Origin of the sequence: [Ruminococcus] lactaris ATCC 29176 (assembly GCF_025152405.1) — a bacterium.
GTDB lineage: Bacteria > Bacillota > Clostridia > Lachnospirales > Lachnospiraceae > Mediterraneibacter > Mediterraneibacter lactaris.
The window spans coordinates 1533024-1547630 of record NZ_CP102292.1 but is presented as its reverse complement, the minus strand read 5'-3'; the positions used below and the strand labels follow the sequence as shown (position 1 = coordinate 1547630).

Annotated in this window: 15 protein-coding genes; 14 read left to right on the top strand and 1 reads right to left on the bottom strand. The window is 43.8% G+C overall.

Going from position 1 to position 14607, the window contains the following annotated elements:
• Window positions 1-2: 2 nt before the first annotated feature.
• The 6 genes from NQ541_RS07305 to NQ541_RS07280 all read left to right on the top strand — a co-directional run bounded on the left by NQ541_RS07305 (window position 3) and on the right by NQ541_RS07280 (window position 5607).
• Complete coding sequence (locus tag NQ541_RS07305) at window positions 3-641, top strand: histidine phosphatase family protein (RefSeq protein ID WP_005609195.1); 639 nt, start codon at window positions 3-5, stop codon at window positions 639-641.
• Between the two features lie 301 nt (window positions 642-942).
• Window positions 943-2064: a recombinase RecA gene (gene recA, locus NQ541_RS07300; protein ID WP_005609198.1), complete on the top strand. Its 1122-nt coding sequence runs from the start codon at window positions 943-945 to the stop codon at window positions 2062-2064.
• Window positions 2061-2675, top strand: coding sequence for a regulatory protein RecX (locus NQ541_RS07295; protein ID WP_005609199.1), 615 nt, complete (start codon window positions 2061-2063; stop codon window positions 2673-2675). Before recA ends, NQ541_RS07295 begins: the two co-directional genes overlap by 4 nt.
• An 80-nt stretch (window positions 2676-2755) precedes the next feature.
• Entirely contained in the window at window positions 2756-4315 is a 1560-nt protein-coding gene (rny, locus tag NQ541_RS07290; protein WP_005609201.1) for a ribonuclease Y, read from the top strand.
• A gap of 143 nt (window positions 4316-4458) precedes the next feature.
• Window positions 4459-4998: an NUDIX hydrolase gene (locus NQ541_RS07285; RefSeq protein WP_023922949.1), complete on the top strand. Its 540-nt coding sequence runs from the start codon at window positions 4459-4461 to the stop codon at window positions 4996-4998.
• 69 nt (window positions 4999-5067) lie between these two features.
• The gene (locus NQ541_RS07280) at window positions 5068-5607 is read left to right on the top strand and encodes a hypothetical protein (RefSeq protein ID WP_023922950.1); all 540 of its coding nucleotides are present in this window, start codon (window positions 5068-5070) and stop codon (window positions 5605-5607) included.
• Here NQ541_RS07280 and NQ541_RS07275 read toward each other — a convergent pair.
• On the bottom strand, window positions 5552-6955 hold the full coding sequence (locus NQ541_RS07275) for an oligosaccharide flippase family protein (protein ID WP_005609204.1): 1404 nt from the start codon (window positions 6953-6955) through the stop codon (window positions 5552-5554). The two genes, NQ541_RS07280 and NQ541_RS07275, sit on opposite strands and share 56 nt — an antisense overlap.
• Before the next feature lie 140 nt (window positions 6956-7095).
• Between NQ541_RS07275 and NQ541_RS07270 the strand changes: the two genes are divergently transcribed.
• The 8 genes from NQ541_RS07270 (at window position 7096) to tpiA (ending at window position 14606) form a co-directional block, all read left to right on the top strand.
• A complete protein-coding gene (locus NQ541_RS07270) occupies window positions 7096-7551 on the top strand; it encodes an RrF2 family transcriptional regulator (RefSeq protein WP_005609205.1) in 456 nt (151 codons plus the stop codon).
• A 57-nt stretch (window positions 7552-7608) separates the two neighbouring features.
• Window positions 7609-8790 carry a cysteine desulfurase NifS gene (gene nifS, locus NQ541_RS07265; RefSeq protein ID WP_005609207.1) on the top strand — a complete coding sequence of 394 codons (1182 nt, stop codon included), beginning with the start codon at window positions 7609-7611 and terminating at the stop codon, window positions 8788-8790.
• A gap of 83 nt (window positions 8791-8873) precedes the next feature.
• Window positions 8874-9317, top strand: a complete 444-nt coding sequence (gene nifU / locus NQ541_RS07260) for a Fe-S cluster assembly scaffold protein NifU (RefSeq protein WP_005609208.1) — start codon at window positions 8874-8876, stop codon at window positions 9315-9317.
• On the top strand, window positions 9317-10393 hold the full coding sequence (gene mnmA / locus NQ541_RS07255) for a tRNA 2-thiouridine(34) synthase MnmA (RefSeq protein WP_005609209.1): 1077 nt from the start codon (window positions 9317-9319) through the stop codon (window positions 10391-10393). The genes nifU and mnmA overlap by 1 nt, the downstream gene beginning before the upstream one ends.
• Window positions 10390-11211: a histidinol-phosphatase HisJ family protein gene (locus tag NQ541_RS07250; protein ID WP_005609210.1), complete on the top strand. Its 822-nt coding sequence runs from the start codon at window positions 10390-10392 to the stop codon at window positions 11209-11211. The genes mnmA and NQ541_RS07250 overlap by 4 nt, the downstream gene beginning before the upstream one ends.
• A gap of 158 nt (window positions 11212-11369) precedes the next feature.
• A complete protein-coding gene (gene gap, locus NQ541_RS07245) occupies window positions 11370-12389 on the top strand; it encodes a type I glyceraldehyde-3-phosphate dehydrogenase (protein WP_005609211.1) in 1020 nt (339 codons plus the stop codon).
• A 128-nt stretch (window positions 12390-12517) separates the two neighbouring features.
• Window positions 12518-13717: a phosphoglycerate kinase gene (locus NQ541_RS07240; RefSeq protein WP_005609212.1), complete on the top strand. Its 1200-nt coding sequence runs from the start codon at window positions 12518-12520 to the stop codon at window positions 13715-13717.
• 139 nt (window positions 13718-13856) lie between these two features.
• Window positions 13857-14606: a triose-phosphate isomerase gene (tpiA, locus tag NQ541_RS07235; protein WP_005609213.1), complete on the top strand. Its 750-nt coding sequence runs from the start codon at window positions 13857-13859 to the stop codon at window positions 14604-14606.
• Window position 14607: the final 1 nt, after the last annotated feature.

The following is a 14607-nucleotide window of genomic DNA, read 5'->3' as shown; positions in this document are numbered from 1 at the left end:
TTATGGTATTGTATGTTGTCCGGCATGGGGAAACGGACTGGAATAAAGTGAAACGGGTTCAGGGGCATACAGATATTCCGCTGAATGAATACGGAAGGCATCTCGCCCGGGAAACCGCAAAAGGTCTAAAAGAGACCAGGATTGATCTGGCGATTACAAGTCCTCTGATCCGTGCGAAAGAGACTGCACAGATCATTCTCGGAACAAGGCAGATCCCTCTTTTGGAAGACCCCAGGATCAAAGAGATCGGTTTTGGAGAGTATGAGGGAGTCTCATGTAACGGTGAAGACCCGGTCAGCAGGGCATTCCGTCTCTTTTTCAATGCTCCGGGGGAATATATTGCACCGAAGGGGGCAGAGACGATAGAAGAACTGTATGAAAGAACAGGAGATTTTCTGAAAGAATTATGCGAAAAGGAAGAGTGGCAGCAAAAGAATATTCTGATCTCGACGCATGGAGCAGCTATGACTGCACTTCTGAACCGGATCAGGGGGAGTCTGTCGGTGGAGTCATTCTGGCAGGAAAAAGTGCCGCCAAACTGTTCTGTGACAACGGTACAGATTGAAAATGGAGTCCCCTGTATTGTGAGGGAAAATGAAATTTTCTACAAAGAGAAAGTCAGACAGTGGAATACTGTATGATGGAAGGAGCAGTCCGGTTTATCTGCGGGTCAGGAAAGCCGGGCTGCTTCTTTTGCCTTGCAATCCGACGGTGGCTGTGCTATTCTGTATTTGTTCATTGAAGCAGCAGTTCATAGCTGCATAAAATTCTACATCAGGGAAAGATTCAAGATTCGTAAAAGGGGTGCTGTCCAGAGCGTCTGTGACGGGGAGCATAAAAGTTCTGAATCAAAATCCACAGGAAAAATAGGTTGACAATTTACAGGAAGTGTAATACTATAACTACAGATACGAACAACTGTTCGATAAAGGAGAAAGAATTATGGCAAGTGGAAAAGAAAGCGTTGTAAAAGTTACAAATAGTGAAGAAAAGAAAAAAGCCCTGGATGCGGCGATCGCCAAACTGGAGAAGGACTTCGGTAAGGGTGCAGTGATGAAGCTGGGAGAGTCAGGGGCACATGTGTCAGTAGAGACGGTTCCGACTGGATGCCTGAGTCTGGATCTTGCACTGGGACTGGGGGGAGTGCCAAAAGGAAGAGTGATCGAGGTTTATGGTCCTGAGTCCAGTGGTAAGACGACGGTTGCATTGCATATGATCTCAGAAGTGCAGAAACGTGGCGGAATTGCAGGCTTTATAGATGCAGAGCATGCATTGGATCCGGTTTATGCAAAGAATATCGGAGTGGATATTGATGAATTATATATTTCGCAGCCGGACAGCGGAGATCAGGCACTTGAGATTGCGGAGACGATGGTGCGTTCCGGTGCGATTGATATTATCGTTATTGACTCTGTTGCGGCACTTGTTCCAAAGCAGGAGATTGAAGGAGATATGGGAGACAGCCATGTAGGACTGCAGGCAAGACTGATGTCCCAGGCTTTGAGAAAACTGACACCGGTGATCAGCAAATCGAACTGTGTGGTTATTTTTATCAATCAGCTCCGTGAGAAAGTGGGAGTGATGTTTGGTAATCCGGAGACGACTACCGGAGGACGTGCGTTGAAGTTTTATGCCTCTGTCCGTATGGATGTAAGAAGAATCGAGACTCTGAAGCAGAATGGTGAGATCGTAGGAAACCGTACAAGGATCAAGATTGTAAAGAATAAGATTGCACCTCCGTTTAAAGAGGCAGAATTTGATATTATGTTCGGAAAAGGAATTTCAAGAGAAGGAGATATCCTGGATCTTGCGTCAAAGATTGATATTGTAAAGAAGAGCGGTGCATGGTATGCATACGAGGGTGATAAGATCGGACAGGGACGTGAAAATGCAAAGTCCTATCTGGAGTCACATCCGGAAGTGATGGAAGAGATTGAAAGAAAAGTACGTGCTTATTATCATCTGGATGGTACAGAGCCGGAAGATGAAAAGAAAAGTGATCTGAAGCTGACTGCAGAGAAGAAGACAGATAAAGAAAAGACTGATGCGGAGCAGGCAGAATGATCGTCACAAAAGTAGAGCCGCTTTCGAAGACGAAGTATAAGATTTATCTGAATCATCAGTTCGCATTTGTTCTTTATAAGGGGGAACTTCGCAGTTATAAGATTTCTGATGGAAGAGAGCTGAGTGAGGAAGAACTGGATGAGATCAGAGAAAAGATCCTGCTTAAACGTGCAAAAAAGAGAGCCATGCATTTGCTGGAGGATATGGACAGAAGTGAGGCGGGATTAAGGGAAAAGCTGAAAGCAGGGCTATATCCCGAAGATCTGATCGAGGCAGCGGTGACGTATGTGAAGTCTTTCGGATATCTGAATGATGTACGGTACGCCGAAAATTTTATCCTGGCCCGGAAAAGCACAAAGAGTAAAAGAGAGATCCTTGCACTTCTGAACAGGAAGGGAATCTGTTCTGCTGATATAGAGAAGGCATTTGAGAGCTGTTATGGTGAAAGCGAGGAAGTGGAGGCAGTCCGTCGGATTCTTGCAAAAAAGAAGGTGGATGTGAGGACAGCGGATGAGCGGGAGATGCAGAAAATATACGGATATTTGGGCAGAAAAGGTTTCCGTTATGATGTAGTCCGTCAAGTGATACAAAATAGTATTGAGAATGCTTGACATTGTTGTGGAAACAGTATAAAATTTAAGTGTTGTATTTAGATATACGTACAATGAAAATTAAATAAGGAGGTGCTCCTGTGCAGATAAGTCTAGGATTAGGAATAGGCATTGCCGTGGCCCTCGCGTTGATAGTCGGAGTTGTTACTCGTTTTGCGACAATTTCCAGTCTGAAGAATAATGCGGACAGCAAAATTGGAAATGCGGAAGCAAAAGCAAGAGAAATTATTGACGATGCAGTGAAAACTGCCGAGACTACTAAAAAGGAAGCTCTTTTAGAAGTGAAAGAGGAATCGATCAAGACGAAGAACGATCTTGAGAAAGAGACCAAAGAACGAAGAGCTGAACTGCAACGCTATGAAAAAAGAGTGCTTGCAAAAGAAGAGTCTGTTGATAAAAGATCCGATGCTTTAGAGCATCGTGAGAACAAACTCACGTCAAAAGAAGAACATCTTCGTCAACGTGAAGCCAAAGTAGAAGAACTTAGTCAGCAACGTGTACAGGAACTTGAACGAATCTCAGGACTTACCTCCGAACAGGCAAAAGAATATCTGTTAAAAACTGTTGAAGATGATGTCAAGCATGACACCGCCAAGATGGTGAGAGAGCTGGAGACGCAGGCAAAGGAAGATGCCGACAAGAAGGCAAAAGAGTATGTTGTCAATGCAATCCAGAGATGTGCGGCAGACCATGTGGCTGAAACTACAATTTCTGTAGTACAGTTACCAAGTGATGAAATGAAGGGACGGATCATTGGACGAGAGGGAAGAAATATCAGAACTCTTGAAACTCTTACGGGTGTAGAACTGATTATTGATGATACTCCGGAAGCGGTTGTATTGTCAGGATTTGATCCGATCCGCCGGGAAGTAGCAAGGATTGCTCTTGAAAGATTGATCGTTGACGGTCGTATCCATCCGGCAAGAATTGAGGAGATGGTAGAAAAGGCACAAAAAGAAGTTGAGACGATGATCCGTGAAGAGGGAGAGGCTGCAGCACTGGAAGTAGGTGTTACAGGTATCCATCCAGAATTGATCCGACTTCTTGGACGTATGAAATTCAGAACAAGCTATGGACAGAATGCGTTGAAGCATTCCGTTGAAGTGGCACAGTTATCAGGACTGCTGGCCGGTGAGATTGGACTGGATGTAAGGATTGCCAAGCGTGCCGGACTTTTACATGATATTGGTAAATCCATCGATCATGATGTAGAAGGATCACATATCCAGATTGGTGCTGATTTGTGCAGAAAGTACAAAGAATCGGCAACTATTATCAATGCAGTAGAAGCTCATCATGGAGATGTTGAGCCGGAAAGTTTGATTGCATGCGTTGTTCAGGCGGCTGATACGATTTCAGCGGCAAGACCGGGTGCGAGAAGAGAGACAATAGAGACATATACAAACAGATTGAAACAGTTAGAAGATATTACCAACCAGTTTAAAGGTGTGGATAAGTCTTTTGCCATTCAGGCGGGTAGAGAGATTCGTGTTATGGTAGTTCCAGAGCAGGTATCAGATGATGATATGGTGCTGATGGCCAGGGATATTGCGAAGCAGATTGAATTTGAGCTGGAATATCCGGGTCAGATTAAGGTCAATGTGATTCGCGAATCACGGGCGACAGATTATGCTAAATAATTAAGAACCGTAACAGAAGATGAAAATGCAGCCCTTGTCGAAAGACAGGGGCTTTTTTCGTTGTCAGGCATATGCCAAAAAGATCCACGGGATCTTTTTGGCTGACAGGAAAGTTTGTTGAAAGTGGAAAGGAAATGGATCAGATGAGTGATGAAATTAAGCGTGTAAAAAGAGAACTGAAGTTTAAAGGCAAAATTATAGATTTCTATCAGGATACAATGGAGATCAATGGGGATCATACCGTAATCTGGGATTTCATAAAGCATAAGGGAGCTGCTGCTGTAGTTCCGGTTACGGATGAGGGAAAGATCCTGATGGTAAGGCAGTACCGGAATGCTCTGGAACGTTATACACTGGAGATCCCGGCGGGAGCATTGGATACAGCGGATGAGCCTGGAATTACATGTGCTTCAAGAGAACTGGAAGAAGAAACCGGTTATCGCAGTGAGAATCTGGAATGGTTGATTAATTTAAGAACAACGGTTGCGTTCTGCAATGAAAAGATTGAAGTGTTTGTTGCAAAGAATCTGATCCCTTCAAAGCAGCATCTTGATGAAGATGAGTTTATTGATCTAGGTGCATATACGATGGAAGAATTAAAGGAAAAGATTTATTCCGGTGAAATTGAGGATGCAAAGACGGTTTCGGCATTGCTTGCGTATGAAGTGAAGTATTGTAAGTAAGATTGTAAGTAACGTATATTCATAATCCCCCGGCATATAATGAAATATCGGATGACAGGAGGAAGTGTCTTGAAGAAATTTCATACAGGAAAGCGTATCCTTACGCTTTTTATGCCGGGCTTTTTATTTGGTATCATTTATACAAATTTTATAGCGAGACAGTATGTCGCGGAACCTGAGGTTTTCAGCGACTATTTTTTACAGCAGTTTTTACAGACCAGGATCGTTGCACAGGAATTTATCTGGTATGTTTTAAAGGTAAGAGCGATTCCGTTTGCAGTTCTTCTTGGGCTGGCATTTACGAAAATGAGAAAAATGACTGCATCGCTTTTTGCAATTTGGACTGGCATATCAGGCGGAATCCTTCTCTCAATAGCCGTGACGGAACTGGGAATCAGAGGAAGTATCTTTTGCCTGCTGGGGATTTTTCCTCAGTTCCTCTTTTATATTCCTTCTTTTCTGATTGTTCTTTCCTACTGCTGGATGTATCCGAAAAGCAGATGGAGCAGAGAAAAAACCATTATGTCTGTCGGTATGCTTTTAAGTGGGATGATCATGGAAACTTATGTAAATCCGTTTTTGCTGCATGCTTTTCTGAAAAAATTTTAGTGGTATTTTTTAAGAACGGTTTTGCGGTTGTCAGACGCAGACAGAAGAGAAAAATAATACTCACTACCAACTGGCTGATAAGAAGTCCCCAGAGGTATCCCTGTATGCCAGATTCAGGGATCACAATATAAATACTAAAGAGGCGGATTGAAAGCCCGATGATATTGATCAGCAGGGTGAGGAAGCTTTTGCCCAGTCCGTTCAGGATGCTTGACAGAGCGGTATTGGTATAGAGAAATGGACAAAGCCATGCAAGTGTCAGAATAAATCTGGCCGCAAGCACACTGTGAAAAAGTGTATTACCGATAAAGTTTCCGGTAATCAGGAAAAAGAAGCAGCTTATAAGTCCCAGCGTGAAGCAGCCGCCAATGGCACGAAGAATCAGTCGGTGTAGAGATGAGACGGAACCGGAGCATTGTTCCTGGGCAACGGCGGGCATCAGCATAACACTGAGCGAATTAGTCAGTGCGGAAGGAAATAAAATGCAGGGCAAAGCCATTCCGGTCAGTACACCGTAAATACGAAGAGATTCTGAAGAAGTACAGCCGGAAAGTTTCAGACATACAGGAATGGAAGTCGCTTCAATCCCCTGGAGCAAGGCGATTGCTGTACGATTCATTGTAAGCGGGAAAGCAGTTGGCATCAGTTCGAGAGTATTTTGCGGAAGTGAACGAAAAAAATGACTGAATTTTCTCAGGGAAGGTAGTTGGGCAGGAGGAAGCTGATGTAAACACGCAAGAGAATAGAGTGCGGAACAATATTCTCCAACTACAATGCCAAGAACAGCAAGCAGGATGCCGGGAGTCTGCCCGTTCTTTTGAAACAGAAGGTGAAGTACTACGACAAAAGAAATGCGGACAAGTTGTTCTAAAAGCTGCGATAAAGCGGGAACTGAGGTTTTTTGCAGACCGTAACTATATCCTGAGATGCAGGTATGGATAGCAGCAGCGGGCAGAGCATAGGTAACCAGAAGAAGGAGATCGGCACATCTTGCATCCCCCATCCAGTGGATGGCAATCCAAAGGGCATACTTCTGAAGAAGCAGCATTTGTATTATGGAAAAAAGAACAGAAAAAAAGAGTCCGGTATATAGAATCGACTGAGCTTCAATATATTTGCCACGGGATGCCTTCTGGGCAACAGTCCGTGAAATTGCAGCTTCGATCCCGGCAGTACTCAGTGAAAGGCAGAAAAGATAAACCGGAAAGATCAGTTGGTAAAGACCGACATTTTCCTCACCAAAGATGTGACTTGTAAACATACGGAAGAAAAATCCCATAAACCGGCTGAGGATTCCAACGAAAGTAAGAATGAATGTTCCCTGAATCAATTTGGTTCTGGCAGGCATGAAAGAGCCTCCTGATGAATTGTTCTTTTAATATTTATTTCGGGAACAGCCTTGACAGAACAAAATACGAGTGATATCCTACTAAAGAAAATCCTAGTACAATACTAGGGATAATTAGCTGGATAAAAGAAGGTGAAAATTTGAAACTGTCAACGAAAGGCAGATATGGTCTGAGAGCCCTGATCGATCTTGCACAATATAGTGAGGAGACACCGGTATCTATCACAAGTATTTCAAAAAGGCAGGATATTTCTGAACGCTATCTCGAACAGCTTATGTCCATGCTGAAAAAAGCAGGAATAGTAAAGAGCATCCGGGGAGCAAATGGAGGTTATATCCTTGCAAGAGATGCAAAAGAAATCTCAGTAGGTGAAGTACTCCGGGCATTGGAAGGAAGTCTGGAACCGGTAGAGTGTGCAGGTCTTGATCCCAGGGGAGGCTGTCAGGCATCAGAAAGCTGCGTGACAAAGTATGTATGGAAACGGATCAATGACAGTATTAACCGGACAGTGGATGATATCTGGTTAAGTCAGTTGGTGGAGGAAGGACGTAATACTCCATGCGATGATAAAGATCGCTCGCAGTGCAAAAACTGAATAAAATACAGGAAAAGAATCAGAACAAAATCAGAACGGATACGGAGGCAAAGGACAATGGGAAAACTAATTTATCTTGATAATGCAGCAACGACAAAGACGGCACCGGAAGTTGTTGAGGCAATGCTGCCATATTTTACGGAGCATTTTGGAAATCCATCCAGTGTATACAGTGTGGGTTCATCAAATAAAGAAGTTATAACGAAGCAGAGAGAGACGATCGCCAAGGCTCTTGGAGCAAAGACGGATGAAATCTATTTTACAGCAGGAGGTTCAGAGTCGGATAACTGGGCTTTGAAAGCAACAGCAGAAGCTTATGAATCAAAAGGTAAGCATATTATTACGACTAAGATTGAGCATCATGCAATCCTTCATACAGGAGAGTATCTGGAGAAGCGTGGATATGAGGTGACTTATCTGGATGTGGATGAGAATGGTATTGTCAGTCCGGAAGCTGTGGAAGCTGCAATCCGCCCGGATACGATATTGATCAGTGTTATGTTTGCTAACAATGAAATCGGTACGATTGAACCGATTAAAGAAATCGGAGAGATCGCACATAAACATGGAATCTTATTCCATACAGATGCAGTTCAGGCATTTGGACAGGTTCCGATCAACGTAGATGAGATGAATATTGATATGCTCAGTTCCAGTGGACATAAGTTGAACGGACCAAAGGGAATCGGTTTCCTGTATATCAGAAAAGGAGTTAAGATCCGTTCTTTTGTACACGGCGGGGCTCAGGAGAGAAAGCGTCGTGCAGGAACAGAGAACGTTCCGGGAATCGTAGGATTTGGAAAAGCTGTGGAACTTGCAGTGGCTTCTATGGATGATCGGATCAGAAAAGAGACAGAACTGAGAGATTATGCGATTGCAAGAATTGAGAAAGAGATTCCATACTGCCGTCTGAACGGAGACCGGACAAGACGTCTTCCGAATAATATCAATTTCAGTTTCCGGTTTGTAGAGGGAGAGTCCCTTTTGATCATGCTGGATATGAAAGGAATCTGTGCATCCAGTGGTTCAGCCTGTACATCCGGTTCTCTGGATCCGTCACACGTACTTCTCGCCATCGGTCTGCCTCATGAGATTGCACATGGCTCACTTCGTATGACCTTAAGTGCAGAGACAACAAAAGAAGAGATTGATTATACGATTGACAATCTGAAAGAGATTGTGGCACATCTTCGCAGTATGTCTCCACTGTATGAAGACTTTATGAAAAAGCAGAAATAAGAGTTAAAGATCAGGACAATAAAAGATAAGAATAGAGGATAAAAATAAACGGTAAAATCAGAGATTAATGGAGGAAAGTCAGAATGTATACAGAAAAGGTAATGGATCATTTTCAGCACCCGAGAAATGTAGGGGAAATTGAGAATGCGAGCGGAGTAGGTACAGTAGGAAACGCAAAATGTGGAGATATCATGAGAATTTATCTGGATATCGATGAAAATCAGATCATCCAGGATGTAAAATTCAAGACTTTTGGATGCGGTGCAGCGGTTGCAACTTCCAGTATGGCAACAGAAATGGTAAAAGGAAAATCTGTTCAGGAGGCAATGGAAGTAACGAACAAAGCCGTTATGGAAGCGTTGGACGGACTGCCGCCGGTAAAGGTACATTGCTCCCTGCTTGCTGAAGAAGCAATCCATGCAGCACTTTGGGATTATGCTGAAAAGCATGGCATCAAAATTGAAGGTCTGAAGAAGCCGAAGTCAGATATTCATGAGGGAGAAGAGGCTGAAGAAGAGGAATATTAATGAGTAAAGGAAAAGTAGTTGTAGGAATGTCCGGAGGTGTGGATTCATCTGTGGCGGCATGGCTTTTGAAGGAGCAGGGATATGATGTCATAGGTGTGACCATGCAGATCTGGCAGGACGAAGAAAATACTGTGCAGGAAGAGAATGGTGGCTGTTGTGGACTGAGTGCGGTGGATGACGCAAGAAGAGTTGCGGCTGCGATCGGGATTCCTTATTATGTCATGAATTTTAAGGATGAGTTCCAAAAGAGCGTGATCGAATATTTTACAAAAGAATATCTTGCCGGAAGAACACCGAACCCCTGTATTGCATGCAATCGGTATGTGAAATGGGAGGCACTGCTTCAAAGAAGCCTTTCTATCGGTGCTGATTATATTGCCACAGGCCATTATGCAAGGATAGAACATCTTCCAAATGGAAGGTATGCGATCCGCCGTTCGGCTACAATGGAAAAAGATCAGACGTATGCACTGTATAATCTAACCCAGGAACAACTGGCACGTACCCTGATGCCTGTAGGAGAATATTCCAAAGACAGGATCCGGGAAATGGCGGATGAGATCGGACTTCTGGTTGCACATAAGCCGGACAGTCAGGATATCTGCTTTGTACCGGATGGTGATTACGCTTCGTTTATTGAAAACACAACAGATCAGGTATTGCCGACCGGTAATTTTGTTACCCCGGAGGGAAAGGTTCTTGGAAAGCATAAGGGGATCATCCATTATACGGTGGGGCAGCGGAAAGGGCTTGGATTGGCTTTGGGATACCCGGCATTCGTCCTTGAAATCCGTCCTGAAACCAACGAAGTTGTGATCGGAACTTACGAGGAATCCCTGACTTATACAGTGCGTGCAAATGAACTGAATTTTATGAGTGTGGAGCAGATCACAGAGCCGGTACGTATCTTTGCAAAGATCCGCTATAACCATAAAGGAGCATGGTGTACTGTGGAACGGACGGGAGAAGATGAAATCGTCTGTACATTTGACGAGCCGATCCGTGCAGCAACACCGGGGCAGGCAGTGGTATTATATGACGGAGAATATGTACTTGGAGGCGGAACAATATTATGATAAAAAGTGACTGCCACATGCATACGTGCTTTTCGGCTGACAGTGAAGCAACGGTTACTTCCATGCTGGATGCAGCGGTTGAAAAAGGACTGGAAGGAGTCTGTATCACAGATCATATGGATCTGGACTTTCCGGAGACCCCGGATTTTCCGGCAAATGCATTTCAATTTGACCTGGATGAGTATTTTGGACAGCTTAACCGTCTGAAGGAACAATATAAAGGAAAACTGGATCTGAGGATCGGAGTGGAGATTGGGCTTCAGAAGCATCTTGGAGAAGCGTATCACCGACTGACAGAAGCATATCCCTTTGATTTTGTAATTGGATCTGTTCATCTGGTTGGTGGACAGGATCCTTATTATCGTAAAATCTTTGAAGGAAGAACGGATGAAGAAGTCTACCGGATGGCTTTCCGGGAAATACTGGAGAATGTGGAGGCAGTGAAAGATTTTGATGCACTGGGACATCTGGATTATGTGGTCCGTTATGGAATCCATCAGGCAGCGGAATATTCTTATAGAAAATTTTCGGATGAGATTGATGCGGTCCTGAAAAAACTGATCGCAGAGGGAAAAGGACTGGAAATGAACCTGGCGGGTATAAAATACGGACTTGGATTCCCGAATCCCCACCCGGATGTACTGAAACGTTACCGGGAGCTTGGCGGGGAGATCATTACGATCGGGGCGGATGCCCATGAACCTGCCCATGTTGCTTATGAATTTGAAAAGGCAACGGAAATACTCCGGGAATGTGGCTTTAGTTATTATGCAGAATTTCATGGACGCAAACCTGTATTTCAAAGGATTGTTCCATAAAATTGTATTTAAATGGATTTAGTACTTGAATTTTTGTTCTTGTTTTAGTACAATTAATTTAGTTGATGAATTCTTAACAATCATCGCTTTGTAAAGAGTTTATCGCCATGGCTGAAGAACAGTCATAACTTTTTAAAAACTTTTAGGAGGAATTAATCATGGCAGTAAAAGTAGCGATCAATGGTTTTGGACGTATCGGACGTCTTGCTTTCAGACAGATGTTCGGAGCAGAAGGATATGAGGTAGTAGCAATCAACGACCTTACATCCCCTAAGATGCTTGCTCATCTGTTAAAATATGACTCAACTCAGGGAACATACGCTCTGGCTGATAAAGTAGAGGCAGGAGAGGATTCCATCACAGTTGACGGAAAAGAGATCAAAATCTACGCTAAGGCTAATGCAGCTGAACTTCCTTGGGGAGAGATCGGTGTTGACGTTGTTCTGGAGTGTACAGGATTCTATACATCCAAAGCAAAAGCTCAGGCTCACATCGATGCAGGTGCTAAGAAAGTAGTTATCTCCGCTCCGGCTGGAAATGACCTTCCGACAATCGTTTACAATGTAAACCACGAGACACTTACAAAAGATGACAACATCATCTCAGCAGCTTCTTGTACAACAAACTGCCTGGCTCCGATGGCAAAAGCTCTTAATGACCTTGCAGCAATCAAGTCCGGTATCATGTGTACAATCCATGCTTACACAGGAGATCAGATGACTCTTGATGGACCGCAGAGAAAAGGCGATCTCAGAAGATCCCGTGCAGCAGCAGTTAATATCGTTCCTAACAGCACAGGTGCTGCAAAGGCAATCGGTCTTGTTATCCCAGAACTGAATGGCAAGCTGATCGGATCTGCACAGCGTGTTCCTACACCAACAGGTTCTACAACAATCCTTACAGCAGTAGTTGATGGAGAAGTTACAGTAGATCAGATCAATGCAGCTATGAAGGCAGCAGCTAATGAGTCTTATGGATACAACGAAGATCAGATCGTTTCCAGCGATATCGTAGGAATGAGATTTGGTTCTCTGTTCGATTCAACTCAGACAATGGCTCTTCCGGTTGGCGATGGTACAACAGAGGTTCAGGTTGTTTCATGGTATGACAATGAGAACTCTTACACAAGCCAGATGGTAAGAACAATCAAATACTTCGGAAAACTTCTTGAGGCTTAATTCTCATAAGAGGATCATGACTTAATAAGCAATTTGAATTATTGACTCACAATGGGGTCCGGTCTTATTGTTGGACCGGACTCCATTTTTGCTATCAAGCAAAGAAAGATTAACAGGAGGCTATTATTATGGCAGCACTTAACAAAAAATCAGTAGATGATATTAATGTAAAAGGAAAGAGAGTCCTTGTAAGATGTGACTTCAATGTTCCACTTATCGATGGAAAAATTACAGATGAGAACCGTATCGTAGCAGCACTTCCGACGATCAAAAAGCTGATTGCAGACGGTGGAAAGGTAATCCTCTGCTCTCATCTTGGAAAGCCGAAGGGAGAGCCAAAACCGGAGCTGTCTCTTGCACCGGTTGCAGTAAGACTTTCCGAACTTCTTGGACAGGAAGTAAAATTTGCAGCAGATCCGGAAGTTGTAGGACCGAACGCAAAAGCGGCTGTTGAAGCAATGCAGGACGGAGACGTTATCCTTCTTGAGAATACACGTTACAGAGCAGAAGAGACAAAGAATGGTGAGGCATTCAGCAAAGATCTTGCATCTCTTTGCGATGTATTTGTGAATGATGCATTCGGAACAGCTCACAGAGCACACTGCTCTAACGTTGGAGTGACTCAGTTTGTTGATACAGCAGTTGTTGGATATCTGATGCAGAAAGAAATCGATTTCCTCGGAAATGCTGTAGAGAATCCGGAAAGACCATTTGTTGCAATCCTTGGTGGTGCAAAAGTATCCAGCAAAATCTCAGTTATCGAGAACTTGCTTGAGAAAGTTGATACACTGATCATTGGAGGTGGAATGGCTTATACATTCAGCAAAGCAATGGGTGGAAATGTTGGTACATCTCTCCTTGAGGAAGACTATTGCCAGTATGCACTTGATATGCTGAAAAAAGCAGAAGATAAAGGTGTAAAGCTGCTTCTTCCGGTTGATAATGTGATCGCTGATGATTTCTCAAATGATGCAAATATTCAGGTAGTTGCAAGTGGAGAAATCCCGGATGGATGGGAAGGTCTTGATATCGGACCGAAGACAGCAGAGTTATTTGCTGATGCTGTTAAGACAGCTAAGACAGTTGTATGGAACGGACCAATGGGATGCTTCGAGATGCCTAAATTTGCAGCAGGTACAAAAGCAGTAGCAGAAGCACTGGCTGCGACTGATGCAGTAACGATCATCGGTGGTGGAGATTCAGCAGCCGCTGTAAATCAGCTTGGATATGGTGACAAGATGACTCATATTTCAACAGGTGGCGGTGCATCACTTGAGTTCCTTGAAGGAAAAGAACTTCCGGGTGTTGCAGCAGCAAATGATAAATAATCACCTGACTAAAGTGGGCGTAAGCAAAAAATGAGTCCAGACAGGGATCACGTTCACCATATCTGATAAGTACGGGCGTATGCAACGGACAGGCATGATAGGGTGAATATCCCTGTAATATGGAAAAGGAGATAGAACAATGGCAAGAAAAAAAATTATTGCAGGAAACTGGAAAATGAATAAGACTCCAAGCGAGGCAGTAGCACTTGTAGAAGAGTTGAAGCCGCTCGTTGCGAACGAGGAAGTTGATGTAGTATTCTGTGTACCGGCTATCGACATTGTACCGGTTGTAGAGGCTGCAAAAGGAACCAATATTCAGGTTGGTGCTGAGAATATGTATTTTGAGGAAAGCGGAGCTTATACAGGCGAAATTTCTCCGAATATGCTTGTAGATGCAGGTGTTAAATATGTAGTTCTCGGTCATTCAGAGAGAAGAGATTACTTCGGTGAGACAAATGAGGATGTTAATAAGAAAGTCCTGAAAGCATTTGAGCATGGTATCACACCGATCATGTGCTGCGGAGAAACTCTTGAGCAGAGAGAGCAGGGCGTAACAATGGACTTCATCCGTCAGCAGGTTAAAGTTGGATTCCAGGGAGTCACAGCAGATCAGGCTAAGACAGCAGTAATCGCTTATGAGCCAATCTGGGCAATCGGAACAGGAAAGACAGCTACAACAGAGCAGGCACAGGAAGTTTGTGCAGGTATCCGTGCATGCATCGCAGAAGTTTATGATGAAGCTACAGCAGAAGCAATCCGTATCCAGTATGGCGGATCTGTAAATGCTGCTACAGCTCCGGAGTTATTTGCTCAGGCAGATATCGATGGTGGTCTTGTAGGTGGAGCATCTCTGAAGGCTGATTTTGGTAAGATCGTAAATTATAAATAAG

What these genes read in the sequence shown, in the direction of transcription:
- NQ541_RS07305 (WP_005609195.1), top strand. Translation starts at nt 3, where the DNA reads ATGGTATTGTATGTTGTCCGGCATGGGGAAACGGACTGGAATAAAGTG.
- nifS (WP_005609207.1), top strand. Translation starts at nt 7,609, where the DNA reads ATGGGAAAACTAATTTATCTTGATAATGCAGCAACGACAAAGACGGCA.
- NQ541_RS07240 (WP_005609212.1), top strand. Translation starts at nt 12,518, where the DNA reads ATGGCAGCACTTAACAAAAAATCAGTAGATGATATTAATGTAAAAGGA.
- recA (WP_005609198.1), top strand. Translation starts at nt 943, where the DNA reads ATGGCAAGTGGAAAAGAAAGCGTTGTAAAAGTTACAAATAGTGAAGAA.
- NQ541_RS07295 (WP_005609199.1), top strand. Translation starts at nt 2,061, where the DNA reads ATGATCGTCACAAAAGTAGAGCCGCTTTCGAAGACGAAGTATAAGATT.
- nifU (WP_005609208.1), top strand. Translation starts at nt 8,874, where the DNA reads ATGTATACAGAAAAGGTAATGGATCATTTTCAGCACCCGAGAAATGTA.
- gap (WP_005609211.1), top strand. Translation starts at nt 11,370, where the DNA reads ATGGCAGTAAAAGTAGCGATCAATGGTTTTGGACGTATCGGACGTCTT.
- NQ541_RS07250 (WP_005609210.1), top strand. Translation starts at nt 10,390, where the DNA reads ATGATAAAAAGTGACTGCCACATGCATACGTGCTTTTCGGCTGACAGT.
- NQ541_RS07285 (WP_023922949.1), top strand. Translation starts at nt 4,459, where the DNA reads ATGAGTGATGAAATTAAGCGTGTAAAAAGAGAACTGAAGTTTAAAGGC.
- mnmA (WP_005609209.1), top strand. Translation starts at nt 9,317, where the DNA reads ATGAGTAAAGGAAAAGTAGTTGTAGGAATGTCCGGAGGTGTGGATTCA.
- tpiA (WP_005609213.1), top strand. Translation starts at nt 13,857, where the DNA reads ATGGCAAGAAAAAAAATTATTGCAGGAAACTGGAAAATGAATAAGACT.
- NQ541_RS07275 (WP_005609204.1), bottom strand. Translation starts at nt 6,955, where the DNA reads ATGCCTGCCAGAACCAAATTGATTCAGGGAACATTCATTCTTACTTTC.